This window comes from Pseudomonas sp. LBUM1669, assembly GCF_059695705.1.
In genome coordinates this window covers 6,322,574-6,342,801 of record NZ_CP166784.1, presented here as the reverse complement: position 1 = coordinate 6,342,801, position 20,228 = coordinate 6,322,574, and the positions used below count along the sequence as shown (strand labels likewise).

Annotated in this window: 12 protein-coding genes; 7 read left to right on the top strand and 5 right to left on the bottom strand. The window is 59.4% G+C overall.

The genetic code is table 11. The annotated features are described in order from the left end of the window. Window positions 1-124: 124 nt before the first annotated feature. Together ACA051_RS29485 and uvrD are read right to left on the bottom strand one after the other, a co-directional pair. The gene (locus tag ACA051_RS29485) at window positions 125-1,000 is read right to left on the bottom strand and encodes a Tim44 domain-containing protein (protein ID WP_497306543.1); all 876 of its coding nucleotides are present in this window, start codon (window positions 998-1,000) and stop codon (window positions 125-127) included. Window positions 1,001-1,291: 291 nt separating this feature from the next. Continuing rightward, window positions 1,292-3,475 carry a DNA helicase II gene (uvrD, locus tag ACA051_RS29480; RefSeq protein ID WP_056738578.1) on the bottom strand — a complete coding sequence of 728 codons (2,184 nt, stop codon included), beginning with the start codon at window positions 3,473-3,475 and terminating at the stop codon, window positions 1,292-1,294. Between the two features lie 258 nt (window positions 3,476-3,733). Here uvrD and ACA051_RS29475 point away from each other — a divergent pair, with 258 nt between their 5' ends. The 3 genes from ACA051_RS29475 to ACA051_RS29465 all read left to right on the top strand — a co-directional run bounded on the left by ACA051_RS29475 (window position 3,734) and on the right by ACA051_RS29465 (window position 8,088). Continuing rightward, the gene (locus ACA051_RS29475) at window positions 3,734-6,607 is read left to right on the top strand and encodes an EAL domain-containing protein (RefSeq protein ID WP_497306541.1); all 2,874 of its coding nucleotides are present in this window, start codon (window positions 3,734-3,736) and stop codon (window positions 6,605-6,607) included. A 135-nt stretch (window positions 6,608-6,742) separates the two neighbouring features. Further along, complete coding sequence (gene hexR, locus ACA051_RS29470) at window positions 6,743-7,609, top strand: transcriptional regulator HexR (RefSeq protein ID WP_008027445.1); 867 nt, start codon at window positions 6,743-6,745, stop codon at window positions 7,607-7,609. Window positions 7,610-7,869: 260 nt separating this feature from the next. Further along, entirely contained in the window at window positions 7,870-8,088 is a 219-nt protein-coding gene (locus ACA051_RS29465) for a PA3496 family putative envelope integrity protein (RefSeq protein WP_497372908.1), read from the top strand. Here ACA051_RS29465 and ACA051_RS29460 read toward each other — a convergent pair. After that, window positions 8,021-8,992, bottom strand: coding sequence for a LysR family transcriptional regulator (locus ACA051_RS29460; protein ID WP_497372906.1), 972 nt, complete (start codon window positions 8,990-8,992; stop codon window positions 8,021-8,023). The genes ACA051_RS29465 and ACA051_RS29460 overlap by 68 nt on opposite strands. Before the next feature lie 190 nt (window positions 8,993-9,182). On the opposite strand from ACA051_RS29460, the gene ACA051_RS29455 reads away from it, so the two are divergent. Together ACA051_RS29455 and oadA are read left to right on the top strand one after the other, a co-directional pair. Continuing rightward, the gene (locus tag ACA051_RS29455) at window positions 9,183-10,598 is read left to right on the top strand and encodes an acetyl-CoA carboxylase biotin carboxylase subunit (RefSeq protein WP_046030798.1); all 1,416 of its coding nucleotides are present in this window, start codon (window positions 9,183-9,185) and stop codon (window positions 10,596-10,598) included. Window positions 10,599-10,609: 11 nt separating this feature from the next. Beyond that, window positions 10,610-12,433, top strand: coding sequence for a sodium-extruding oxaloacetate decarboxylase subunit alpha (gene oadA / locus ACA051_RS29450; protein WP_497306538.1), 1,824 nt, complete (start codon window positions 10,610-10,612; stop codon window positions 12,431-12,433). A 142-nt stretch (window positions 12,434-12,575) separates the two neighbouring features. Here the strand turns inward: oadA and ACA051_RS29445 are convergent, their stop codons facing one another. Both ACA051_RS29445 and ACA051_RS29440 read right to left on the bottom strand, forming a co-directional pair. Then, entirely contained in the window at window positions 12,576-14,435 is a 1,860-nt protein-coding gene (locus ACA051_RS29445) for an autotransporter outer membrane beta-barrel domain-containing protein (RefSeq protein ID WP_497375652.1), read from the bottom strand. Between the two features lie 947 nt (window positions 14,436-15,382). Continuing rightward, window positions 15,383-18,346 carry an autotransporter outer membrane beta-barrel domain-containing protein gene (locus ACA051_RS29440; RefSeq protein WP_497372904.1) on the bottom strand — a complete coding sequence of 988 codons (2,964 nt, stop codon included), beginning with the start codon at window positions 18,344-18,346 and terminating at the stop codon, window positions 15,383-15,385. A 234-nt stretch (window positions 18,347-18,580) separates the two neighbouring features. Here ACA051_RS29440 and ACA051_RS29435 point away from each other — a divergent pair, with 234 nt between their 5' ends. Next, window positions 18,581-19,933, top strand: a complete 1,353-nt coding sequence (locus ACA051_RS29435) for a HipA domain-containing protein (RefSeq protein ID WP_497306534.1) — start codon at window positions 18,581-18,583, stop codon at window positions 19,931-19,933. Beyond that, window positions 19,930-20,208, top strand: a complete 279-nt coding sequence (locus ACA051_RS29430) for a helix-turn-helix domain-containing protein (RefSeq protein ID WP_497306532.1) — start codon at window positions 19,930-19,932, stop codon at window positions 20,206-20,208. The genes ACA051_RS29435 and ACA051_RS29430 overlap by 4 nt, the downstream gene beginning before the upstream one ends. The last annotated feature ends 20 nt before the right edge of the window (window positions 20,209-20,228 follow it).

Below are 20,228 nucleotides of genomic sequence, written 5' to 3'. Positions count from 1 at the left end.
CTTGCTTGATGGCGCGGTTTAGTTGGGGCGGTTTATACAGTAGCTCGCTACAGATGCAACTGCGAAATAGAAAACCCCGGCCGAGGCCGGGGTTTCTATTACAGCATGCTTAACGCAGAGGGGATCAGCCGTTCTGGCGGATACCGGCCACCAGCCAAGGCTGGTTTTCGCCCTGCGGACGTTCCATGTTCCAGCTTTCGCTGAACGCTTCGCCCTGGTCGAAACGGGAAGTCTTCGACACGCCGGTGAAGGTCAGGGTGGCGATGGTCTTGTCCGCACGATCATCCACGCCGTCCAGTTGAACATTGAGGTTATCAATGAAAGTGGACTGGAAACCTTCGCCCAGGTCGGCACGTTCGCGCTTGAGGAACTCCAGCAATTGCGGGGTCACGAACTCGGCGATCTTGTCCATTTCGTTGGCGTCCCAATGTTGCTGCAGGGACTGGAAGTGGTTGCGGGCCGCTTCAATGAAGTTCTGTTCATTGAACCAGGCCGGCGCGTTGATTACCGGACGAGCGGCAGCAGGTGCCGCCGAGCCACCGAAGATCGAACCCATGCCGGCTGGCTTCTGCTCGAACACTTCACGTTGCATCGGCGCGCCAGCTGGAGCCAGATGCTCCTGCTGCTTGCGACGACGAGCGGCGATGAAGCGGAAGACCAGGAACGCGATGACGGCCATGATCAGGATGTCGAAGATCTGCATGCCCTGGAAGCCGCCGCCCATGAACATGGAGGCCAGCAAGCCACCGGCAGCGATGCCGGCGAGAGGGCCGAGCCAGCGCGAAGCACCGCCGGCCTTGGCGGCAGCGCCAGCGGCACCGGCCGCGCCCGCAGTGGCGGCAGCACCACCTGCGGCAGAAGAAGGAGCCATTTGGCTGGTCTGGTGAGTCGGCGCAGCGCCGGAGCTTTTGCCGCCACCAAAGCGCTTGGCGGCATTGGCGTCGAGGCTCATCGTCAGGCCAATGCACAACGCCATGGCGATGCTAAGAAAACGTTTCATAAAGGGAATTCCCATTTGTGGAGGGCACGCGCGCCATGTTGCACAGCTGAAGTGTTACTGGCTAGCGGCAGAGTGTTTCGGGCTTTTGCCTGACAGGTTGTGTTCAGCTTCAGTCAGCGCAATAAGGCCTGTTAACTTTGGTCTGTAGGACGAGTGGATAAGTTCTGTAGGAAGGGTGAGCCCTGTGGGAGCGAGCCTGCTCACAAAGGCCGCACTGCGGTTTATCAGAAACACCGCGTTATCGTTCTTCGCGAGCAGGCTCGCTCCCACAGAAAAGCAATCAGACAGGCTTTAGATCGCTTCGAGCTTTGCGTAACCCAGCATCAGCCACTTGCTGCCTTCGCTGAAGTTCACCTGCACCCGAGCCTGAGCCCCGGCGCCCTCGAAGTTCAGGATCACACCGTCGCCAAACACCGAATGCCGCACGGCCTGACCGAGGCTGAACCCGGTGTCCGGAATCTCGCTGCCGCCAAACAGGCTGCTGGAGCTCTGTTGCTGACCACCACCGAACGGACGGCTGACGCTGTTGGACAGCCGCACCTCCTGGATCAAGCCTTTCGGCACTTCACGCACGAAACGCGACACCTTGTTGTAGGTCTCGCTGCCGTACAGACGTCGGGTTTCCGCGTAGGTCATCACCAGGTTCTGCATCGCCCGTGTAATGCCGACGTAGGCCAGACGGCGCTCTTCTTCAAGGCGTCCCGGCTCCTCCAAGCTCATTTTGTGCGGGAACAGGCCTTCTTCCATGCCCACCAGGAACACATAAGGGAATTCCAGGCCCTTGGCGCTGTGCAAGGTCATCAGCTGAATGCTGTCTTCATGCTCGTCCGCCTGGGTATCTCCAGCCTCCAGCGACGCATGGCCGAGGAATGCCGCCAACGGCGTCAGATCTTCGTCTTCTTCAGCGTTTTCGAAGTTGCGCGCGGCGCTGACCAATTCCTCAAGGTTTTCTACCCGGGCCTGGCCTTTCTCGCCCTTTTCCGCTTCGTGGTAGGCAATCAGCCCCGACTGTTCGATAACCGTCTGGGTCATCAGGTGCAGCGGCATTTCCATGCACTTGGCGGCGAGGTTCTCGATCAGCTCGATAAACGCACCGAGCGCACCCGCTGCGCGACCGGTCAGGCCTTTATTGGCGACCAGCAAGCGCATGGCTTCCCACATCGACACATCACTGTGGCGCGCATGGTCGCGGATCGCCTCAACGGTTTTCTCGCCAATGCCACGGGCCGGAACGTTGATGACCCGTTCCAGCGCCGCATCGTTGCCGCGACCTTCCAGCAAACGCAGGTAGGCCATGGCGTTCTTGATTTCGGCGCGCTCGAAGAAGCGCTGCCCACCATAGATGCGGTACGGAATGCGCTCGCGCAGTAACGCTTCTTCCAAAACGCGTGATTGGGCGTTGGAGCGGTACAAAATCGCAATATCGCTACGGGCCAATCCGGTTTTCAGCGCACTTTCGATGGTTTCCACCACGTAGCGTGCTTCATCGTGTTCGTTGAACGCGGCGTACAGATTAATCGCTTCGCCTTCACCGCCATCGGTCCACAGTTCTTTGCCCATGCGCCCGGTGTTGTTGGCAATCAGGGCGTTGGCAGCCTTGAGAATCCCGGCGGTGGAGCGGTAGTTCTGCTCCAGACGAATGGTCTCGGCATCCGGAAAATCGTCGGAATACTGATAAATGTTCTCGATTTTCGCGCCACGCCAGCCGTAGATCGACTGATCGTCGTCGCCCACCACCATCAAGCTGTCGCCGCCCTTGGCCAGCAAACGCAACCAGGCGTACTGCACGGCGTTGGTGTCCTGGAACTCGTCCACCAGAATGTGGCGGAAGCGCTTCTGGTAATGGGCCAGCAAGCCCGGGTGATCGCGCCACAGGTCGAGGGCACGCAGCAGTAATTCGGAGAAATCGATAACACCGGCACGCAGGCAAGCGGCCTCGTAGGCCTCATAAATGCTGCGCATGGTCGCCAGGAAAAGGTCGCCGCTGGCTTGAATGTGTTGCGGACGCAGACCTTCGTCTTTCTGCCCATTGATAAACCACTGAGCCTGACGGGCCGGCCAGCGTTGCTCGTCCAGACCCAGCTCGCGGATCACCCGCTTGACCAGCCGTTGCTGGTCGTCGCTGTCGAGAATCTGGAAGGTCTGGCTCAGGCCGGCTTCCTGCCAATGCGCCCGTAGCAAGCGGTGCGCCAGGCCGTGGAAGGTGCCGACCCACATGCCGGCCGGGTTGATGCCCATCAACTGCTCGATGCGATGACGCATCTCGGCAGCGGCCTTATTGGTGAAGGTCACCGACAGGATCGAATGGGGCGAGGCGTTCTCGACCTGGATCAACCAGGCGATACGGTGCACCAGCACTCGGGTTTTACCGGAACCAGCACCGGCCAGGACCAACTGACGACCCACGCGGGCAGCTACGGCCTGGCGTTGGGCATCGTTGAGGGAGTTCAGCAGAAGGGAGAGATCATCGCGCATCGGGGCATTCTAGGGTGCGCCGTCACACCGGGCAAACCGAGCTTTGCATTAGCCGATGAAAGAAGCACGAATGACGACCGGTCAGTCACTGGCTGCAAGCGTTGGCGGGGCTCGCTCCAAGGGTTTTGAGGGGGCGGCGGGGGGCTGAAATTTTATCGATTTTACGATCTGAGGCAGTTTGGTAAGGGCATCGGCTTGTGTATGCTCCGTCCACGTTTCGGGCTCATGCTCATCATTATAAGAACAAGAACATTGCCTATGACCCTCAGCTCTGACCTGTCGGGCCCCTCTGTGGAGCCTCGGGTTATCCGCAAACAGTACGCCATGGAAATGGCGGTCGAGCGCACGCGCCTGCTCTACCAGGGCTCGCTGCTGCCTACGCTGTTCATGCTGATCAACGGCCTGGTCTGTGCCGGGCTGCTCTGGAGTCCACAGCGCTACTTCATCGTCAGCGTCTGGCTGATCTGGCTTTTATCGCTGGTGGCCTTGCGGGTGATTCAAGTTGCGGCTTTCGATTCGGCCATTCCCAACCGCCAGGCCCACCCGATCTGGCGTCGAATGTTCCTGCTGGGCTCTGCCATGACCGGCCTGACCCTGGCCGGTGCCGGCATCGCGCTGGTCCCCGCAGACAACTTCATCCAGCAGGCCTGGGTGTTCGGCCTGATCGGCGCCGCCGCCCTGTCGGCCAGCGTCGCCTACGCGGTCAGCCTTCCGGCGTTCCTGTCCTTTACCTTGCCCTGCCTGTTGCCGGCCATCGCCTATCTATTCTGGGGTGGAGATGAGCAAGGCCAGGGGTGGGGCTGGTTCGGGCTGATTTTATTGGGCGCGTTGAGCGTGGTGGCCTGGCAGGTCAATCGGTTGATCGACAGCGGCTTGCTGCGGCGCTTTCAGAATCAGGCCCTGATCGAACACTTGCAGCAGGCGCAGAGCTGCGGTGACCAGCTCAATCACGAATTAGCCAAAGAGATTGATCACCGTCGGTGCGCCGAAGACAAGTTGCGCGAAGCCCAGGTCGAGCTGGAAAACCGGGTTGCCCAGCGCAGCCTTGAGCTGGATGCGGCCAACCAGGCCCTGAGCAAGAGCGAAGCGCGGCTGGCGCTGGCGTTGAAGGCCAGTGAACTCGGGCTGTGGGACTGGAACCTGCAAACTGATGAAGTCCATCACACCCAGCTTCAGGAGTTGTTCGGCCTGGAACCGGAATTCGTCACCGCGATGCTCAGCCATCTCAAGCCGCGCCTTCACCCCGAAGACTTGCCGTCGCTGCGCCGTGCCCTGGTCGAGCATTTGAAAGGTCGTAGCGAGGACTACCAGATCGAATACCGGGTGCGGCATGGCGACGGCCACTGGGTCTGGATCGAGGACCGTGGACGAGCGGTCGAGCGCAGCGAAAATGGTCGAGTGATCCGCATGGTCGGCACCCGCCGCGACATCAGCGCGAACAAGGGCCAGGAAGAACAGCGCCAACTGGCGGCGACGGTGTTCGAGGCGGCCAGCGAAGGCATCATGATTTTCGACCCGAATTACGCGCTGATCGCGGTCAATCAGGCGTTCAGCCGGGTTACCGGCTACGACATCGAAGACATGCTCGGGCGCAACGTCGTCGAGTTGCCGTGCAGTCGCGATGCGCGCCGGCACTACGGCGCGATCCATCATGCGTTGGAACAGCACGGCACCTGGCAGGGCGAACTGGTGGAGACCCGCAAGAACGGTGAGCTCTATCCGCAATGGCTGCAACTGAACGCTGTTCGGGATACTCGGGGAAAGGTAAGCCATATTGTCGGCTTCTTCGCCGATCTGTCCGCGCGACGGGAATCCGAGGAGCGCATGCGCTACCTGACCCATTACGACGAACTCACTGGCCTGGCCAACCGTTCACTGTTCCGCGAACGGCTGCGCGAGGCTCATCAGCGCGTGCGTCAGGGCGGGCGTCGCAGTTTGGCGCTGCTGCATATCAACCTGGATCGTTTCAAGCTGCTCAATGACAGCCTTGGTCATGAAGTCGCCGACCAGTTGCTGCAGAAAATGGCCCGCCGACTGGTCAACGCATTGCCCGAGGCGGACACCATCGCGCGGCTTTCCGGTGACGAATTTGCGGTGATATTCGATGCCTACGGCAACCTGTCGAGCCTGGCGCGAGTGGCGACCCGGTTGTCGACCAAACTGCGTTTGCCGATCACCGTCGATGGCCATGAACTGGTGGTCAGCGCCTCGATGGGCATCAGCATGTTGCCGGACACCGCCAGGGAAATTTCCGCGCTGGTCAGCCAGTCGAACATTGCCATGCAGCACGCCAAACACTTGGGCGGTAACAACTTTCAGTTCTACACCGAAAGCTTGCAGGCCAGCACCCTTGAGCGATTGCAGCTTGAAAATCAGCTGCGCAAAGCCATCGAAGAGAAGCAGCTGCAAGTCTATTACCAACCGAAACTTTGCCTCGCCACCGGACGCCTGAACGCGGCCGAAGCGCTGGTGCGTTGGGATCATCCGACCATGGGGCGCGTGCCGCCGGGGGACTTTATCGGTCTGGCCGAGGAAACCGGGCTGATCGGTCCGATCGGCGAGTTCGTGTTGCGCCAAGCCTGTTGGCAGGCCTGCGAATGGCAACGGCAGGGGCTTGAGCCGATTCGCGTGTCGGTCAATTTGTCGGTCCATCAATTGCGCCAGGGCAAGTTGGTCAGTCTGGTGCGGCAGGTACTGGAAGAAACCGGACTGGCGCCGCACTACCTGGAACTCGAACTCACCGAAAGCCAGTTGCTGGACAGCGTCGAACACATCATCGCGACGTTCCAGCAGTTGCGGGATCTGGGCGTGAAACTGGCGATCGACGATTTTGGCACGGGGTATTCATCCCTGAGCTATCTCAAACGCATTCCTGTGGATTACGTGAAGATCGATCAGGCGTTTATTCGCGGGCTGAGGGAAGGCAGCGAGGACGCAGCGATCACCCGGGCGATCATTGCCATGGCGCACGGCTTGTCGCTGAAAGTGGTGGCCGAGGGGGTCGAGCGGGAAGAGCAACTGGAATTCTTGAAAGCCGAGCGCTGCGATGAAGTGCAGGGTTACCTGATCAGCCGTCCGGTTGAGGCCGATGACCTGGCTGCGCTTTTACGTGAGGACGCAAAACCCCTGTAAGTGCTACATGAAGCGCATGTGGCGTGGAATGGGGACATCGAGTTACGCATTGAGCAGGCAAAAAGCCGATTCATGTAGTATAACTACAAGCTTGCTACATCCCCGGCACCTGCCAATAACAAAGAGTCCAGCCCCTTGAATCTGCTGCAACACATCGCCCAGTCACGCCACCTCTTACGCAAGTCGGAGCTCAAGGTCGCCGACCACGTGCTGCTTGATCCAGCGGCGGTGATGCACAGCTCCATGGCCGACCTGGCCCATAGCGTGGGCATCAGTGAGCCGACCATCGTGCGCTTTTGCCGTGCCATCGGTTGTTCCGGTTTTCAGGACCTGAAACTGAAGCTCGCGCAGAGCCTTGCGGCAGGCGCGAGTTTTGGTCAGTTTGCGATCCATGAAGACGATTCTGTCGCGGACTACAGCCTGAAAATCTTCGACACCACCCTGCACACCTTGATGGAGGTTCGCGAGAAGCTCGATCCGGTGGAATTGCAGAGGGCCGTGTCGCTGATGTCCCAGGCCCAGCGCGTCGAGTTCTACGGCTTTGGCGCATCGGGCGCAGTGGCGGCGGATGCCCAGCACAAATTTTTCCGATTGCTGCTGACCGCGGCGGCGTATTCCGATCCGCACATGCAGGCGATGTCAGCGGTGACCTTGAAACCGACCGATGTGGCGATCTGTATTTCCCAGTCCGGGCGTTCCAAGGATTTGTTGATCACCGCTAACCTGGTGCGCGAGAGCGGCGCCTCGTTGATCACGTTGTGCCCGAGCCAGACGCCATTGGCCGAACTGTCGACCGTCAACCTGGCCATCGATGTGCACGAAGACACTGAAATCTACACGCCGCTGACCTCGCGTATCGCTCACCTGGTGGTGATCGACGTATTGGCGATGGGCGTGGCCATGGCGCGCGGGCCGAGCCTGGTCAACCACCTCAAGAGCGTCAAACGTAGCCTGCGCAGCTTGCGGCTGTCGCCCAAGTCGGTGAAAGCGCTGGACGACTGATTCAAGACGACACGGACTCTGTGGCGAGGGAGCTTGCTCCCGCTGGGCTGCGAAGCGGCCCCAAAACCATTCACAGCAATTTTCTGTGCAATCGCATCAGGCTCATTTACGACTGCTGCGCAGCCGAGCGGGAGCAAGCTCCCTCGCCACAGGGTGAGCCGCCAACCTATGAGCTTCATCATTTTGTAACCCGCCCGCCGCCAAACCGTCATCCCTCGCGCCTATCTTGAAACTCCCGTAATCGCCTTGGGAGACTCGAAATGGCCCAGCCCTACGAAGAACGCAACAGCGCCGTCAAAACCCGTCGTCAGCAAGAAGATCAGCGCCGCATGGAATTTCGCCGCGCCATCGAAGACCGCTGCGAGCGCCGTCAACTGCTGGCCGAGATCGGCGATTTTCCGGATCTGGAACTCAATTACTGGCAGGCAGCTCCCGCAGCTCCCGCAACTTCCCGTCGAAACGCTCAACCAGGGCGCTGATCTGCACCCGCTCGCTACGGATAAACGCAAGGAATGCGTGGGCCACCGGCGACAGCCGCTTGGCCTTGGCCTGCACCAGGCACCAGCTGCGATACAGCGGCAATTCTTCGACCGGTAACTCGATCAATCCACCGGTCGCCAACTCAAGGTTCAGGGCGTGGCGCGTCAACAGCGCGACGCCCAGACCTGCCAGCACACATTCACGCTGGGCTTCGGCCGATGCGACCTCCTGGGTCTGGTTGAAGTGCACGCGCTTCTCTTTGAAATACTCTTCGCACGCCAAACGCGTTCCAGAGCCGGGTTCGCGTAGCAACAGGGTGTAAGGCTCGAGGTCTTGCAAGCGCAGCGGTCCCATGTGACACAGCGGATGGTTCGGCGGCGCGACGGCAACAATCGGGTTATTGAGGAACGGCAGAAACTCCAGCCCCATGTCCTGCGGCACCATGGACATGATCACCAAATCGTCGCGGTTGTCGGAGAGGCGCCGAATCACCTGCCCGCGGTTGACCACCGTCAGTTGCAGATTCACTTCCGGATGCTGGCGCTTGAACGCGGCAAACAGGTGCGGCACGAAATACTTGGCGCTGGATTCCACCGCCAGTTTCAGCTGGCCCTGCAGCGATCCCTGCATGTCCGAGAGCTGCATGTCGAGGTTTTCCAGGCGCCCGAAAATGTCCCGGCTGGCGCGCTGAAGTGCTTCGGCGGCTTCAGTCATGTAGAGTTTTTTGCCAACGTAATCGAACAAAGGCTGACCAATCAGCTCCTCAAGTTGACGAATCTGCAGGCTCACGGCAGGTTGTGTGAGCGACATTTCGTCGGCTGCGCGGCTGTAGGACCGCAAATCACAGACCTCATTGAAGATCTGCAATTGACGCAATGTCATACGCATCAATGACTTACGCATTATCTAGAAGCTCCCGCCCCAGGCTGATGAATCAACTATAAGTCTTTACTTATGGCTAACCCAATTATTAATCATTTTTGTTAATCCCTTGTGGGGGCTAGTGTGGGGCTGCGACTAAATCGAAACATTTAGTCACGCGTCGACCTGGTCTAGCAGGTCGTGGGTACCACCGGCTCAAGGGAACCTCCAAGTGATAAAAAAGATCCTGATCGCCAACCGTGGTGAGATTGCCGTACGAATCGTGCGTGCCTGCGCCGAGATGGGCATTCGCTCGGTCGCGATCTATTCCGATGCCGACCGCCATGCGTTGCATGTGAAGCGTGCGGACGAGGCCCACAGCATCGGTGCCGAGCCACTGGCCGGTTACCTGAATGCGCGCAAGCTGGTGAATCTGGCGGTGGAAACCGGTTGTGATGCCTTGCATCCCGGCTACGGCTTTCTCTCGGAAAACGCTGAACTGGCGGATATCTGCGCCGAGCGTGGCATCAAGTTCATCGGTCCATCGGCTGAAGTGATTCGCCGCATGGGCGACAAGACTGAAGCCCGTCGCAGCATGATCAAGGCGGGCGTACCCGTCACCCCGGGGACCGAAGGCAACGTCGCAGACATCGCCGAAGCCTTGGTCGAAGGTGACCGCATTGGTTATCCAGTCATGCTCAAGGCCACCTCCGGTGGTGGCGGCCGGGGTATTCGTCGTTGCGACAGCCGTGAAGAACTCGAACAAGCCTTCCCGCGAGTCATTTCCGAAGCCACCAAAGCGTTTGGTTCGGCTGAAGTGTTCCTGGAAAAATGCATCGTCAATCCGAAACACATCGAAGCGCAGATCCTCGGCGACAGCTTTGGCAACGTGGTGCACCTGTTCGAGCGTGATTGCTCGATCCAGCGCCGCAACCAGAAGCTCATCGAAATCGCTCCAAGCCCGCAACTGACCCCGGAACAACGCGCCTACATCGGCGACCTGTCGGTGCGTGCGGCCAAAGCCGTGGGTTACGAGAACGCCGGCACCGTGGAGTTCCTGCTCGCCGAGGGCGAGGTCTACTTCATGGAAATGAACACCCGGGTGCAGGTGGAACACACCATCACCGAAGAAATCACCGGGATCGACATCGTCCGTGAGCAGATCCGCATTGCGTCCGGCCTGCCGCTGTCGGTGAAACAGGAAGATATCCAGCACCGCGGTTTCGCGCTGCAATTCCGGATCAACGCCGAAGACCCGAAAAACAACTTCCTGCCGAGCTTCGGCAAGATTACCCGTTACTACGCGCCCGGCGGCCCAGGCGTGCGCACCGACACGGCAATCTACACCGGCTACACCATTCCGCCGTTCTACGACTCCATGTGCCTGAAACTGGTGGTGTGGGCGCTGACTTGGGAAGAAGCGATGGACCGTGGCTTGCGCGCCCTCGACGACATGCGTCTGCAAGGGGTCAAGACTACCGCCGCGTACTACCAGGAAATCCTGCGTAACCCGGAATTCCGTAGCGGCCAGTTCAATACCAGCTTCGTTGAAAGCCACCCTGAACTGACCAACTACTCGATCAAGCGCAAACCCGAAGAGCTGGCCCTGGCCATCGCCGCCGCCATCGCCGCCCACGCAGGCCTGTGAGGAATAAAACAATGTCCAACTCTCTACCTACAAAGCGTATCCACGTAACCGACACAATCCTGCGCGACGCCCACCAATCGCTGCTCGCCACCCGCATGCGCACCGAAGACATGCTGCCGATCTGCGACAAGCTCGACAAAGTCGGCTACTGGTCGCTGGAATGCTGGGGCGGCGCGACGTTCGACGCCTGCGTTCGTTTCCTCAAAGAAGACCCGTGGGAGCGTCTGCGCCAATTGCGCGCCGCGTTGCCTAACACGCGTCTGCAAATGCTCCTGCGTGGCCAGAACCTGCTGGGCTACCGCCATTACAGCGACGATGTGGTCAGAGCTTTCGTCGCCAAAGCAGCGGTCAACGGCATCGACGTATTCCGCATCTTCGATGCCATGAACGATGTTCGTAACCTGCGCGTTGCTATCGAAGCCGTAAAAGCGGCCGGCAAACACGCCCAAGGCACCATCGCTTACACCACCAGCCCGGTGCACACCATCGACGCGTTCGTGGCTCAAGCCAAACAAATGGAAGCCATGGGTTGCGACTCGGTGGCAATCAAGGACATGGCCGGCCTGCTGACCCCTTACGCCACCGGCGAACTGGTCAAGGCGTTGAAATCCGAGCAGTCGTTGCCGGTGTTCATCCATTCCCACGACACCGCCGGCCTGGCCGCCATGTGCCAACTCAAGGCCATCGAAAACGGTGCCGACCACATCGACACCGCGATCTCCAGCTTCGCCTGGGGCACCAGCCACCCAGGCACCGAATCGATGGTCGCGGCCCTTAAAGGCAGCGAGTTCGACACCGGTCTGAACCTGGAACTGCTGCAGGAAATCGGCCTGTACTTCTACGCCGTGCGCAAAAAATATCACCAGTTCGAAAGCGAATTCACCGCCGTCGACACCCGTGTGCAAGTCAACCAGGTACCGGGCGGGATGATTTCCAACCTGGCCAACCAGTTGAAAGAGCAGGGCGCCCTGAACCGCATGAGCGAAGTGCTGGCCGAAATCCCGCGCGTTCGTGAAGACCTTGGTTTCCCGCCGCTGGTGACCCCGACCTCGCAGATCGTCGGCACCCAGGCGTTCTTCAACGTGCTGGCCGGCGAGCGCTACAAGACCATCACCAACGAAGTGAAGCTCTACCTGCAAGGCGGCTACGGCAAGGCGCCGGGCACCGTGAACGAGAAGCTGCGTCGTCAGGCGATTGGTAGCGAAGAAGTGATCGATGTGCGTCCGGCCGATCTGCTGAAGCCGGAAATGACCAAGCTGCGTGCCGAGATCGGTGCCGTGGCCAAGTCTGAAGAAGACGTGCTCACCTACGCCATGTTCCCGGACATCGGTCGCAAATTCCTCGAAGAACGCGCGGCCGGCACCCTGACGCCAGAAGTGCTGCTGCCGATTCCTGAAGCAGGCGGTGTGACCTCGGCCGGTGGCGAAGGCGTGCCGACCGAGTTCGTCATCGACGTCCATGGTGAAACCTACCGCGTCGACATTACCGGTGTCGGCGTCAAGGCTGAAGGCAAACGTCACTTCTACCTGTCCATCGACGGCATGCCGGAAGAAGTGGTGTTCGAACCGCTCAACGAATTCGTCAGCGGCGGCAGCAGCAAGCGCAAGCAAGCCACTGCACCGGGCCACGTCAGCACCACCATGCCGGGCAACATCGTCGACGTACTGGTCAAGGAAGGCGACACCGTGAAAGCGGGGCAAGCCGTGCTGATCACCGAAGCAATGAAGATGGAAACCGAAGTCCAGGCGGCCATCGCCGGCAAAGTCACCGCCATCCATGTGGCCAAGGGCGACCGGGTGAATCCGGGCGAAATCCTGATCGAGATCGAAGGCTGAGTTAACAGCCTCGATACACCGTTTTAAACCTCGGGGGGGCATGTGCTCCCCTTTTTTTTGTCCGCAGTTGCGCATGGCAAATGTGGGAACGTCGCCCTGAGCAGGCGCGCTCCCACAGGTATTGCGGTGAATCAGTCGTTGATCAGAACGCCATCTTCCACTGGCCCATCACGCCGTGATTGCGGCTGTCAGTGCCGATCTCACCGTTAAGGCCGACACCCAGGGTATGTTTCGCTGACAAGCCAAGGTCCAGACCTGCATCAACCAGCAAGCTGTCACGGTCCAGCGGCGCACCGGAAACGGTGAAGTTCTTCCCGCCGCTTGCCAATCGTTGACGGGTGTCGCTGTCGATTTCCCCGTAGGTGTGTTTCCAGCCGGCACTGAAGCGTGGGGTCAGTTGCATGCCGTTATCCAGGGTGTTGATCTTCGCCAGTCGCAGGCCGAACGTACTGTTGAGGTTGTTCTGGGTTTGGTCGTGGACTTTCAACGCTGCCGCGCCACCTTTTTCCGTGTAACCGTCGCGCTGATAGCGTTGGTAGCCAAGGCTGGCAAACGGTTCGATGCTGACATTGGCTCGTCCCAGGTTGTAACCCACTTCCGCGAAGGCCTGCTGGGTGCTGGCCGCATAACGGCCTTCGGGACGGTCGCTGAAACCGTTGTAGGCAACCCGGCGTTTAGTGCTGCCGTCGTGATTGCTGTAGGTCGCGCCCAGGCGCAGTGACATCGGGCCGTTCTGGCGCAGGGCATAAGCGCCCAGGTGCCAACTGTCGAGATCGCCGTCGAGTTCGCGGCTGTCCAGGCGGGTGTCGGACTTGCCGCCCATCACACCGATACGCCATTCCTCATCGACGCCCCAATCCGCGCCCAGGACAAGGCCTTTGGTAGAGGTTTGCAGAGCGTCGTGGTCGCGATCCAGCGTTCCGCCGTGCCCCAAGGCTTGCAGCCAGACCCTGCCGTTTCCTTCGCTGCCGGCGGCCTGGCGTGGTGCGTTGGTTCGGTTGCCGGGTTTGTTGTACGCGCTGGCGCTGTCCAGTTGGCGCATGGTCGAGAGCAGGGAGGCGCTGACCGGGCTGTCACTGTTCAGGGTTGCCTTGGCGAGGTTGGCGTTGCTGTCACCGGCCAGCTGCTCGAGAGCGTAGGTGGCTGTGGATTTATCGGTGGTGAGCAGGGCGGTGACGGCCGCATTGGACGCGCTTGTGTTAGCCGTCGGCTCGGCCACGCTTTGGCCAAACGCTCGAGCATTGTCGTCGGCGGCAAAATCCTCTATCGGCACTCCATTGCGAGCGTAGTTGAGCACCACATCCGTCTTGGAGTAGGACAGGTTCGGCGTCATGTACGCCAGATTGCTGGTAACGCTGCCGAATTCGCCTTCCACCAGGCCGGCTTCAAGCACCGTGTAATCACTGCTTTCGGGATAGTTGCCCGGCAGTGCAGAAACCTCCAGTGAGGCATCCTCAAGCGCTGCAATACCTTCGACGATGATGGTGGGAGACTTGCCGGTAGCCGTTACGCCGTAGGAGAGCGTCGCACCCTCTGTGAATATCAGGTCTCCTCTGACGTGCGGGGCGCCAAGCCGCTCATTGACTTGCAATGTACCGTCTACATAAAGATTGCGTACGTCACCTTGGCCACCGTAGCGACCACCTTCGCGAACAATGGCATCGCCCGCGATGCTGCCCATGTTGAACAGCGTTGCGCCGGCCAATACCTCGGCTCCGTAGTCGAAGTCGTCTTTACCCGTCAAGGACCAAGCGCCTTGCGCGACTCGCAACCCGGAAAAGTTACTGGTTTTGTCGAGTACGCCGCCCTCGGGGGAGTCGAGCAGTATTGCGTTTTTCCCGCCACCGCCCTGGATTTCTCCTGCAAAACTGACTCCGTTACCGATGATTAGAAGGTCATCTTCCTCCCCCAGTTTCAGTGAGACGCCGTCGATGCTTTCGTACCCCCCCACTGTAGTAGTGCGCTTAGTGGTATCGGCATTCGCGAAGTCGTCGAACGTGATCGGTTCACCAGCCTGTGCCGTTTCGAGTGGGGTGTCAGCGGTCTCGGGAAACTCGTAAAGATGGGCTGCAGGATCGCTGGGTTCACCTGCGTGCTCCATCGGACCGATGAACGTTTCTATTGCCAGGAGATCATCTTCAGCCGCCCAGGCGGTGGCACTTTCCTCGGGTGTTGCAGGCGCTTGCGGTGGAAGCGAATCGCCGGCAGTTTCGGGAAAGTCGTAAAGGTGGGCTGCCAGATCTACGGGTTCTGGAACCGCCGGAACAGTTGGCAGCTTAGTCACCGGCTCTTGTGGCTTAGGCGAGGCGGGTTTGACGGCGTGCTCCATCGGAGCAATGAACGTTTCTATTGCCAAAAGATCATCATTAGCCGCCCATGCGGTGACACCGTCCACGGGTGTTGCGGGCGCTTGCGGTGGACGCGAATCGCCGGCAGTTTCGGGAAAGTCGTAAAGGTGGGCTGCATGATCTACGGGTTCCGGAGCCGCCGGAACAGTTGGCAGCTTAGTCACCGGCTCTTGTGGCTTAGGCGAAGCGGGTTTGACGGCGTTCTGCATCGGACCAATGAAATTCCTGATCGCCAAAAGATCATCACGTTTATGCCAAGCGCTTGTTTGAGCTTTCTTGTCGGGCGCTTCGACCGAGGGATCAACCTTGGCTTGCTGAGCCATCGATATATCGATGCAGCCAAGGGAGAGGGCGATCGCCAAGGCGAGTTGGTGCGGGCGATGAATGGACGGCGTGGGCATTGAGTTTGACCTCGTTTTTGAGAAGGTCGAACTCTAGGGAGGAGCGTGGGTGCTTGAATGCCGGGCGTTTCCGGCATTTTTGAAGGGCCTTGGAAATTCGGTTGTAGCAAAAATCCTACTCCGCAGATTACGTGTGCATTGGCCTTCACACGGTGGAATATTTGCCTACAACCTTTCAGGAACGGTCTGTTTTTTACGGATCAGAAACTCATCTGCCACTGCCCAATCAACCCATGATTGCGGCTGTTGCTCCCCATCTCCCCGCTGTAACCAATTCCCACCGAATGCCGCGCAGAAATGCCCAGGTCCAACCCGGCTTCCAGCACCAGACTGTCACGGTCCAGCGAACTGCCCTCAACACTGAACGCCGTTCCCCCGACCACAAACGCCTGGCGCGTCGAGTTGCTGACATCGCCATACGTGTGCTTCCAGCCAGCGGTCATGCGGGGCGTCAGGCTCATGCCGTTCTCCAGCGAACTCAAGTGCGCCAGGCGCAGGCCGAATGTGCTGCTGAAGTTGTCCTGGGTTTGTTTGTCGACCTGAAGTGCGGCGGCGCCGCCTTTTTCCTGATAGCTGTCGCGGTGATAGCGCTGGTAGCCGAGGTTGGTAAACGGCTCGGCACTGAGTCGGCCGCTGCCCATTGCGTAGCCCAGTTCGGCGAAGGCCTGTTGGCTGTCGGCGTCGTAGTCGCCTTTTGGTCGGTCGCTGAAGCCGTTGAAGGCCACCGTGCGTTTGCTTTCACCCTGATGACCGCTGTACGCGGCACCAAGGCGTAAAGCGAAGGGGCCGCTTTGGCGTAAGGCATAAACGCCGGCGTGCCAGCTCTCGACATTGTCATCGACGCCCGTGGCGTCCAGATCCGTTTTCGAATAGCCGCCCAGAACACCCAATCGCCATTGCGGATTGAGCGCCCAGTCGGCCCCGAGCACACTGCCTTTGGTGCGCTGCTCCAGACCGCTGCTGCCATGCTCGCCATCGAGCTTGCCGTAGCCGCCGATGGCTTGGAGCCAGAGTCGACCCCGGGCGTTCGGGTCGTTGAGGTTGAGGGCTTCGGAGGGAACGCCCGTGGCGGCGAGCACCGGGGTGTCGCGCTGATCCAGGCCGACCAGCAATCCTGAGCCACCGCCCATTTGCTGCATCGCCGACAGCATGCTGCCGCCGATCTGGCTGCTGGCGCCGAGGGTGGCGCTGGTCAGGTTGGCGTTGCTCGCGCCGGAGAGTTGCTCGATGGCATTGCCGGCTGTGGTGCTGGTGGTGTTCAGCAGTGCGTTGTAAAGCGTGTTGTTTTTGCCCATCGAGGCCAGGCTGTTGGCGGCGTTGCTACCGTTACCCGTGACCGCGAATTGGTTGAAAGCGACATCGTTGCGGGTGTAGGTCAGGTCGACTTGGGTCGGGGTGTAAGCGAGGGTCGGCGTGATGAACGCGTAGTCGCTGGTGACCTTGCCGAAGGTGCCGTTGACGCTCGCGGCCTGCAGGACGGTGTAGTGGCTTTGCCACGGATAAGTGCCGCTGCCGGGGTTCACCGCCAGGGTTGAGCCGTTGAGATTGGCAACGCCGCCGACCTTGATCGTTGCGCTGCTGCCATCGGCATTGACGCCGTAGGCCAGGGTCGCGCCGCTGCCCATGGTCAAGTCGTGGGTGATGGTTGCTGTGCCGAGTTGAGTGTTGGTCCGTAACGTCCCGTTGACCAGCAAGTTGCCGACCGAACCGCCTCCGGCATATACACCGCCCGCATCGACGGTCAGAGTGCCAGCGATGCCGCCCTGGTTGATCAGCGTTGCGCCATTGCGTACCGCGCCGCCATCGCTGAAATCACCGCTGCCGGTCAGCGTCCAGGCACCTTGCTTGACCTCCAGCCATTCGAAGTGGCGACTCTCGCCGAAACTGCCTCCCGCCGCGTCGTCCATCACTACGCGGTCGTCACCGCTGCCGCCGTCGACCACACCGACGAAGCGACTGCCGTTGCGCACTGTCAGGCTGTCGTTGCCGCCCCCCAGGTCCAGCGCCAGGCCGTTGCTGCCGCTGATCGTGCCGCCGTTGATAACGGAGTCATCGAACTCACCGACGAACTTCACACCGAAGCCATCAAGGCCCTGAATGGTGCCGAAGTTTTCCAGCGTGGTCGCGGCCACGCCCGAACCGCCGCTGCCGTCGTCCACCAAAATCGCGCTGTTGGCACCGCTGATCAGCGCCCCGTTGGTGTTCAACACATAGCCGCCGCCCAACGCGATGCCTTCACTGCCGTTGGCGAAACCACCCTTGTCGACACCGCCGGCGCCGATGCCCTGAATGGTGCCGTAGTTCTCGATATGGGCGAGCTTGTCGATGTCCACGCCATCACCGTCGCCATTGGGTTGCAGACCCGAATAGGCACCGGTAATGGTGCCGTGGTTGATCACCGTGCCGTCGCCATCGGAGCCAAAGCCCGAGCCATTGCGCCCGGTGATTTGGCCGTAGTTGGTCAGCGTCGCGCCCAGGTCAGTGGTGATGCCATGGCGGCCACCGGAAATGCTACCGTAGTTGGTCACCGTCACACCGGTCGCGGTGTCGATGTCGATACCGTCGAATTTGTTGTCAGCGATTCGAGCATCGCCGGTAGAGATCTCGCCATAGTTGGTGATCGTCGCGTTGGCACCGGTCTTCATGCCATCGCTGGCGTCCCCGCGAATCAACCCACCCGCACGGTTGATGATCGTCGTTCTGACCCCGGCACTGCGCAGCGCATCCAGATCCAGGCCTTGGCCGGTGGTGGAGCGGATGATGCCGCTGTTGTCGATCAGCAGGCTGCCGCCGGCGAAGTTGCTGTCGATGCGCAACGCGTCGTTGAAACCGAGAATCTGCCCACCCGCTCGGTTATAGATGGCGTAGTTGCGTGCCTGGGTCAGGTCACCGCTGCTGTCGATCGCCCGGCCGCCGGTAGAGATGATCTTGCCCGCGTTATCGATCACCACACCCACGCCGCTGGTGCTGTCTTTCAAGGTCACTGCCTTCCCAGCGTTGGTGATGCTGCCCGGCGCCGAAATCGTCAGCGTGTCGCCACCGCCAAGGGTTTGCGCGGTGGTGGTCGGCGTGTCGATCTGCACGTTCTTGAACGGCGCGGCGAGGGCGCCCGTGCTGATCAACAACGCGATGCTGAGTGCCAGGCGCTGGGGGGAGAAGGGCATGTTAGACGACCTTTTTGTTATAAGCGGGCCGTCTTGTATAGCGGAGGGTTTTTACAGATTGATGTCTGCGTCTCTGCGATATCTGCATTATTTTGCAACTTTTGCCACCCGGATAATCTTGTATATGCATTTTAATGCGCTTACGAAGATGTCTAGCGGATCGTTTATGCACTATATTGCATTCAAAGCTTAAAACTTCTCGAAAAAATGCATTTAAATGCAGGTGGTCGCCGCATGTACAACCTGACATTACAGATTTTCATTACAGGGAAATGGCACGACGCCATGGTCTTGAGCTTCGACAGCCCTGAGAAAGGTTTCGAAAGCCGATGCAATTTCGGCTACGAAACACCCTATCTTGTCGCAAACATTGAGGATATTGGATCACCCTTTGCCAAGGCAGTGAGTGCCAGGTTTCCTTTGGACTTCGAGGGTAAGCGATCCAATGCACCAGCATTTCTGCATGACATCGCACCTGCCGGTGCAGCCAAGAGATTTCTTCTGGCGCGCATAGGTCGCGACAAGCCTGCTGATATAAGTATTGATCTTCATTTACTGGCCAGAAGCACTCCGGCACCGATTGGCAACATGCGCATAAAAGAATCCGCCGAGGCGGTAGACCAGCGCGAACCTATAGGGTTTACACGCGAGGATGTCATTAGTCGTGATAACCGGTTTCTCGAATATGCCTATGAGCAGGGGGCTGCAATTGGTGGGGCGACAGGGGCGGGGGGCGAGGCGCCCAAACTTTTGTTAGTTCAGGGCAAGGATGGAAATTTATACCCGGACGCAGTATTGGACGACGCAGACGTGACCCAACACTGGTTCGTGAAGTTCTCTCGCAACAAAGGAAACAGGAACGATCAAGACATCCTCAGAAGCGAATACCACTACTACAAAGCACTACAAAAACTAGACATCGAGACGGTGGCAGAACAGGGCTTGGCGTTGGAAGAGGCGACCAAACCCAGTTTGTGGATGCAGCGTTTTGATCGACAAGTAACCCCTCAGGGTGTCGAGCGTTTTGCCGTGGAGTCGATCTATTCTTTGGCGCAAATAACCACGCCCGGTAGCGCAATGGACCACATGGAGGTTATCCGGCTACTTGCGAGACTCTGGCGTGATGCAGGGCAAGCGGACCAGATCCCGAATCTCGTTGCGGACTATCTGCGCCGGGATCTGCTCAATAAAATCCTCGGCAACTCAGATAACCACGGCCGCAACACCGCAATCATCCGCGACACAGACTCGTTTCGCCTGGCTCCGATTTATGATCTGGCGCCAATGGTGATGGACGACGAAGGCGTAACACGCACCACCAAGTGGCCAAAAGAATTGGAGAGAGCGGGTGATGTTGATTGGCGTGGCGTATGCCGGGCATTGGCTGACATTGCCGATCCGAAGGATCCATTGGCCGCTTTGAATGATGCGCAGAAGTCTTTCGAGCGATTGCGCGAGGATGCCAAACACCTGGCAGCACTCCCCGACATTTTGACCGCCAGTGGCTTGCCCGACGCAACAATGAATCACCCGCGAATTGCCTTGAAAAATCTGGAGCTGCGTTTGAAAGAGTGGGATCTGAAATGAGCATGACCGTTGCCGAGCGCACTGTGCTCATCGAAAGCATCCAGGAAGGGCTGGCTCAAGGCACCCTTGAGATAAGCGAGGCGGTCCGTCGACTACGAATAGAAGTCACAGGTTTGCATCAGACCCAATTCGCAAAAATGTGCAAAATCTCGGTGCGCACGCTGGTGCATATCGAGCATGGAGAAGGGAATCAGACGCTGAAATCGCTGAATGCAGTGTTCAGACCTTTTGGATTGAAGATGGGCGTAGTGCGGATTCGGCGCGACTGGAGCTGATACTGCGCCGCGCACGGGCG

Excerpts from the sequence above, each read along its gene's own strand:
- ACA051_RS29485 (WP_497306543.1), bottom strand. The coding sequence starts at position 1,000 with ATGAAACGTTTTCTTAGCATCGCCATGGCGTTGTGCATTGGCCTGACG.
- uvrD (WP_056738578.1), bottom strand. The coding sequence starts at position 3,475 with ATGCGCGATGATCTCTCCCTTCTGCTGAACTCCCTCAACGATGCCCAA.
- ACA051_RS29475 (WP_497306541.1), top strand. The coding sequence starts at position 3,734 with ATGACCCTCAGCTCTGACCTGTCGGGCCCCTCTGTGGAGCCTCGGGTT.
- ACA051_RS29465 (WP_497372908.1), top strand. The coding sequence starts at position 7,870 with ATGGCCCAGCCCTACGAAGAACGCAACAGCGCCGTCAAAACCCGTCGT.
- ACA051_RS29460 (WP_497372906.1), bottom strand. The coding sequence starts at position 8,992 with ATGCGTAAGTCATTGATGCGTATGACATTGCGTCAATTGCAGATCTTC.
- oadA (WP_497306538.1), top strand. The coding sequence starts at position 10,610 with ATGTCCAACTCTCTACCTACAAAGCGTATCCACGTAACCGACACAATC.
- ACA051_RS29440 (WP_497372904.1), bottom strand. The coding sequence starts at position 18,346 with ATGCCCTTCTCCCCCCAGCGCCTGGCACTCAGCATCGCGTTGTTGATC.
- ACA051_RS29435 (WP_497306534.1), top strand. The coding sequence starts at position 18,581 with ATGTACAACCTGACATTACAGATTTTCATTACAGGGAAATGGCACGAC.
- ACA051_RS29430 (WP_497306532.1), top strand. The coding sequence starts at position 19,930 with ATGAGCATGACCGTTGCCGAGCGCACTGTGCTCATCGAAAGCATCCAG.